Origin of the sequence: Caulobacter sp., assembly GCF_035254145.1 — a bacterium.
Taxonomy (GTDB): domain Bacteria; phylum Pseudomonadota; class Alphaproteobacteria; order Caulobacterales; family Caulobacteraceae; genus Caulobacter.
In genome coordinates this window covers 1-5,919 of record NZ_DATFAV010000285.1, presented here as the reverse complement: position 1 = coordinate 5,919, position 5,919 = coordinate 1, and the positions used below count along the sequence as shown (strand labels likewise).

6 protein-coding genes are annotated in these 5,919 nt (G+C 69.4%); 4 read left to right on the top strand and 2 right to left on the bottom strand.

Annotated features, from left to right (window positions below; translation table 11 throughout):
* The coding region (locus tag VJ655_RS17300) for a sulfatase-like hydrolase/transferase (RefSeq protein WP_324113230.1) at positions 1-541 on the bottom strand (541 nt) is incomplete at its 3' end.
* 73 nt (positions 542-614) lie between these two features.
* The gene (locus VJ655_RS17295; protein WP_324113229.1) at positions 615-1,265 is read right to left on the bottom strand and encodes a cysteine hydrolase; all 651 of its coding nucleotides are present in this window, start codon (positions 1,263-1,265) and stop codon (positions 615-617) included.
* Between the two features lie 222 nt (positions 1,266-1,487).
* On the opposite strand from VJ655_RS17295, the gene lptC reads away from it, so the two are divergent.
* From lptC to VJ655_RS17275, 4 genes are all read left to right on the top strand, one after another.
* A complete protein-coding gene (gene lptC / locus VJ655_RS17290) occupies positions 1,488-2,117 on the top strand; it encodes an LPS export ABC transporter periplasmic protein LptC (protein ID WP_324113227.1) in 630 nt (209 codons plus the stop codon).
* 1 nt (position 2,118) lies between these two features.
* Entirely contained in the window at positions 2,119-3,243 is a 1,125-nt protein-coding gene (locus VJ655_RS17285; protein ID WP_324113225.1) for a glycerophosphotransferase, read from the top strand.
* A complete protein-coding gene (locus tag VJ655_RS17280; protein ID WP_324113223.1) occupies positions 3,240-4,619 on the top strand; it encodes a lipopolysaccharide biosynthesis protein in 1,380 nt (459 codons plus the stop codon). The genes VJ655_RS17285 and VJ655_RS17280 overlap by 4 nt, the downstream gene beginning before the upstream one ends.
* On the top strand, positions 4,582-5,919 hold a 1,338-nt coding region (locus tag VJ655_RS17275; protein WP_324113221.1), incomplete at its 3' end, for a fatty acyl-AMP ligase. The genes VJ655_RS17280 and VJ655_RS17275, both read left to right, overlap by 38 nt.

Genomic DNA, 5,919 nt, shown 5'->3' with positions numbered 1-5,919 from the left:
CCTCGGTGGACGGCACGGCCTCGGTGTTGTCGTCCCTGGGCGCGTTCTTCACCTCGGCGGCGTTGAAACGCGACGGATGCAGCGGATCCCCGCCATGACCCCCGACAACGCGTGAGAAGGCCACCGGCGTCGGCGTGAACTCAAAGCCGAACCGGGTGGCGTAGCGACCGGTCATGATCGCCGCGCGAGACGGCGCGCAGGTCGCGTTCCCGGCGTAGCCGTTGGCGAAGGTGACTCCCTCGTGGGCGATCGAATCGATGCTCGGCGTCGGAACGGCCCCGCCGGCGACGCCCCCGCCGTTCAGGGTGATGTCGTTATAGCCGAGGTCGTCGGCCAGTATGAACACCACGTTCGGCGGACGCTCGGTCGGGGTCTCCGGAGCGGTCGGGCCTTGGGCCCACGCCACGGGGTGATTGGCGGCGATCCTCGGCTGCTGGGCGCGCGCGAGCAGGATGATCAGGTCGAAACGGAAGCACCACAGCGCCGCGCCGGACACGCCCAGCGCGAACGCCGTCGCGGCGGCCAGCTTCAAGGCTCTCATGAACGACTCCCCTCGATCGTTCCGGGGAGCATATAATGGCACGATGAGTGCCGCTAGATGGTCTCCGACGATCTTAGTCGGAGGGCTGGCGGCTCCAGGCGTCGACGACGCTGGCCGTGTCGATCAACAAGGCGGTGTTCAGATCCAGCATCTTCAGAGCGCCCGCGTGCAGATCTGGCTCATAGGCCGCGCAGGCGTCGGCGGCGACGAACACCTGATAGTCCAGATTGAAGGCGTCTCGCGCCGTGCCGTCGACGCAGCACTCGGTGGTCAGTCCGGCCAGCACCAGGGTGTCGACGCCCAGAGCCTTCAGCCGCGCGTCCAGGTCGGTGCTCCAGAAGGCGCTGTAGCGGGTCTTGCGGATCACCAGGTCGCCGGGCCGCGGCAGCGGTCCGACGAAGGCGGCCCCCGCTTCCCCGGCCCGGCAGATCGCGACGCCGGCCAGCGGGTCGCCGCCGCGACGGCGTATCCGCTCCCTCCAGGCCGGCGAGTCGGTCTCCGGCGTGGTGAAGAGGCCGGCGAAGACGACGGGGACCTGGGCGTCCCGCGCGGCGGACGCCAGCCGTTGCGCCGCCGCCAGGGCCGCCGGCACGGTCGAAAGGTCCAGCCCCCAACGGCCGGCCGCGCCCTCGGGCGAGGCGAAGTCGACCTGCATGTCGATGACCAGCAGCGCGGTGCGGTCGGGCGCGATCCAGTCCGCCAGCGTGTCGCCTTGAACGCTCATGCGACCATCGATCGCGCGGAGACGGCGAAATCTCCATGTTTTGACGAGCGAGAAGACATGAACTCGATCCTGCGAGGCGCGCCGCCAGCGTGTCGCCATTCGCGGGCGGGAACAACCATCCCGGCGCGACCACCGAAAACTCGCCCTTTAAAGACGCCTCGGCCCCTCTGGAGACAACAAAGGTCTTGGGCGAACGGCGGCGTGGGACTATCCATTCGGCAAATGCTCACCCAGACTGACGGCGCAGCCGCCGTCCCCCCTCCCAGCGCCGCAGAACGGGCCCGCAATCGTCGCCGGGCTCCGGTCCGTCGCCTGCGCCTGGGCCTGGCGGTGTTCGCGGCCGTCATCGGCGTCGGAGTCGTGGTCCAGGCCTCCTGGCGCAGCGTCGTCTCCAGCAAGCTCCAGACCCAGGCCGCCTCGACCCCGCTTCTGCTGGACAAGCCCCGGTTCACGGGCGTTCTGAAAGACGGCCGGCCGTTCCTGATCACCGCCGAGCGCGCCGAGCGCGACGCCAAGGACCAGAACCTGGTCAGCCTGACCTCCCCCACCCTCGTCCGGGGCTATGGCCAGCCGGACTCCAGCCAGGCCACCGCCAAGACGGGGATCTACCGCGAGGCCGAGCACACCCTGCTGCTGACCCAGGACGTGAGGATCACCAACAGCGAGGGCTACGTCTTCGACGCTCCGCGGGCCCTGATCGACATGCGCACCGGTGAGGTCAGCGGCGATGCGGGCATCGCCGGTTCCGGCCCCAAGGGCAGCACGCGCGCCGACGCCTACAATGTCACCGACAAGGGCGACCGCGTCATTCTGAACGGCCGTGTGCGCACCCGGCTGGAGCCCCGTCGCTGACGTGGCCGAAAAACGCGTTTGCTTCCTCTACATCGCCCAACACCACCAGGTTTGGCACAGCCTGTCGGTGGCCGTCGCCATGGCGCGGACCTGGCCGGGGCTGAAGGTCGAGATCGCCGCGACCACCCAGGAGCTTCTCGATTACGTCTCGGGCCTGCTGGAGGAACTGGGCGGCGCGCCGATCGTCCTGGTTCTCCTGCCGCCCTCGTGGCTTCGCCGACTTAGCGGCGGCGGCGCGCCGCCCAAGGCGGCGATGCTGGTCGTCAACGCCTTGAGGCTGGCCGGCTACGACGCCGTCATCACGCCAGAACGCACAACCGCCCTGCTCCGCCGCCTTGGCGTGCGCCATCCGATGCTGGTCTACACCCAGCATGGCGCGGGCGATCGCGAGGGCCCCTTCGAGCCTCGCCTGCGCGTCTTCGACCTGGTCATGGCCGCCGGACCCAAGCAGCGCGACCGCATGGTCGGCGAGGGCTGGGTCAAGCCCGAGAACTGCGCCATGGTCGGCTATCCGAAGTTCGATCTCGTCGACGCCCTGCCCCGGCGCGCCGCGCCGCGCTTCGAGCGCCCAGGCCCGGTGGTGCTGTACAACCCGCACTTTCACGCCGAACTGAGCTCATGGCCCAAGTGGGGCCGGCGGGTGCTGGACGTCTTCGCCGCCAACGATCGCTACAACCTGATCTTCTCGCCGCACATCCGCCTGTTCGAGACCGCCTCCATCGAGGAGCGAGCGGCCTTCAAGAGCTTCGCCGAGCATCCTCGAATCCACGTCGATCTTGGCGGGCCGGCGGCGGCGGACATGACCTACACCCGGGCGGCCGACCTCTATCTCGGCGACGTCTCCAGTCAGGTCTACGAGTTCCTGCGCGCGCCCAAGCCGTGCCTGTTCCTCAACGCCAGCGGCGCGGACTGGCGGGGCGATCCCAGCTTCCACCACTGGCTGTTCGGTCCGGTGCTCGACACCATCGAGACCCTGGGCGCGGCCGTGGACCAGGCTTTCGCGACGCACGACGAGTACCGCCAGATCCAGCTCAAGGGCATCGCCGAAACGTTTGATGTCACCGACGAGCCCTCGTCCATGCGCGCCGCCCGCGCCATCGTCGAGCGCCTGGAGCGTCGGGCGTGACGACCGGGCTCGACCACCCGACGCCGCCGCTCAAGCGGGTCCTGGCCAATGCGGGGCACCTGCTCAGCGGCCGGGTCGTCAACGCGGTGGTCGGCCTGGCCTACATCGCCCTGACCGCCCGCAGCCTCGGCAAGGAGGCCATGGGGGTCCTGGTGATCATCAACGCCTTCGCGCAGTTTCTGGGCGAGGTGGCGCACTTCGAGTCCTGGCAGACCGTCCTGACCTACGGAACCGACCCGCTGCTCAAGAAGGAGCGGACCAAGTTCCAGCAAGTGCTGCGCCTGTCGCTGATGCTCGACCTGATCAGCAGCGTCATCGGGATCGGCTTGGGCGTCCTCGGCGCCTGGCTGTTCTGGAAGGAGCTGCGCTGGCCCGAGGGCGTCAGCGGCTATGGCGCGCTCTACGCCCTCTCGATCGGCGTGATGACCTCGGCCACGGGCGTGGGCCTGCTGCGCCTGTTCGACCGCTTCCGCTTCCTGGCGGCGGAGCAGGCGGTCAGCTCGTTCGTGCGGATGATCGGCTGCGCGATCTGCGCGCTGACGCACGCCCCGATCCAGTACTTCCTGCTCGCCTGGGCGGCCGGCACCTTCGCCTCGTTCTTCTACATCGCCGGCATCGCGATCTGGGACCTGAAAAAGCGCGGCCTGCTGGACGGCTTTTCACTGCTGGGTCCGACCAGCGAAGGTCTGCCCGGCGTCTGGCGCTTCGCCCTGTCGACCAACTTCTCCGGCACGCTGGAGGTCGGCTTCACCCACGTGTTGACCATGGCCGTCGGCGCCCTGCTGGGCCCAGCCCAGGCGGCGCTCTGGCGGATCGGCAAGCAGGTCGCCGACGGCATGGCCAAGCCCGCGCGGCTGATGGTGCCGGCGCTCTATCCGGAACTGGCCAAGATGCGCGCCTCGGGCGGCCGCCGGGCCATGACCAAGCTGGCCGTCCAGATCACCCTGATCGGCGGCGCGGCGGCCGGCGTCCTGCTGCTGGTCAGCCTGGTCGCGGGCCGATGGATCCTGGAGACCGTCATGGGCGAGGCCTATGGCGCGGCGGCCGGCGTGATGAACTGGCAGGTGGCCGCCGCGGCCATCGGCGTCATGACCCTGCCGCTGGAGCCGATGCTGGTTTCGATGCGCGCTGCCGGCGCCGCCTTGATGGTTCGGCTCGTCGTCGTGATCTGCTATTTCGCGGCTCTGGTTCCGCTGATCGAGCGCTTCGGCCTCACCGGCGCGGGCGCGGCCCTGGTCGCCTCCGCTCTGGCCATGGCGATCGGTATGTATTTCATGGCGCGCCGTAGGCTCGCCCAACTCGCGGCGGAAGAAGACGCCGCGCGCACGACTAAAGACGATGAAGGCCCAAGTTATGATCACGCCCACGGCGTCTGACCGCACCGTTCGGTTCGCCGACTTCCCGACCCTCACCGAGGCCCTCGACTTCGCCGCCAAGGGCGAGACGGGGATCAACCTCTATTCGCTGCGCGGCGAGTTGGTCGAGGCCCTGCCCTACGCCAAGCTGCGCGAGGATGCGCTGGTCCTGGCCCGACGGCTCCTGGCCACGGGCGCCAAGATCGGCGACAGCGTCGCCCTCCTGGCCGAGACCGACGGAGACTTCGTGCGGGCGTTCTTCGCCTGCCAGTACGCGGGTCTCCTGCCCGCGCCGATGGCCTTGCCGACGCCGCTGGGCGGTCGCGAAGCCTATATCGAGCAGATCACCAACCTGGCCCGGTCCGCCAAGGCGAGGATCCTGATCGGTCCGGTGGGCCTGAAGGACTGGGTGGCCGAGATCGGCGAGCGCGCCGGCCTCGACTTCGCCGGCGTACTGGCCGACCTGCCGGAAGACGGCGGCGCGGCCTTGCCAACCCTCACGCCCGAAGATCCTTGCTACCTGCAGTTCTCGTCGGGCAGCACCCGCACCCCGACCGGCGTGCTGGTCCGACACAAGGCCCTGATGGCCAACTGCGTGGCGATCACGCGCGACGGCCTGCAGGTCGTGCCGAGCGACCGCGCGATCTCGTGGCTGCCGCTCTATCACGACATGGGCCTGATCGGCTTCCTGCTGGCGCCTCTGTCCTGCCAGATGTCGGTCGACCTGCTGCCCACCGGCGCCTTCGTCCGCCGCCCGCTGCTGTGGATCGACCTGATCTCCCGCAACAAGGCCACCACCGCCTACAGCCCCACCTTCGGCTACGAACTCTGCGCCCGCCGCGTTCAGGGCCAGTCGCTCGAGAACTACGATCTCAGCCATTGGCGCCAAGCCGGCCTGGGCGGCGACATGATCCGCATGCCGCCGCTGAAGGCCTTCGTCGAGGCGTTCGGCCCGGCCGGCTTCTCGGACAAGGCCTTCGTGGCCAGCTACGGCATGGCCGAGGCCACCCTGGCCCTGTCGATGGCGCCGCTGGGCAAGGGCCTGCGCGCCGAGACCCTGGACGTCGAGCGCCTGGAGCGCGACAACCTGGCCGTCGACGCGCCCGAAGGCTCCGAGCGCGCCCGCGACTTCGCCCGCTGTGGCCCCGCCCTGCCCCATCACTTCTTGGAAGTGCGCGACGAGAACGGCCAGGTCCTGCCCGAGCGCGGCGTCGGCCGCATCTTCGCCAAGGGCCCTTCGGTGATGAGCGGCTATTTCGCCAATCCGGAAGAAAGCGCCCGGGTGCTGTCGGCCGACGGTTGGCTGGATACCGGCGATATC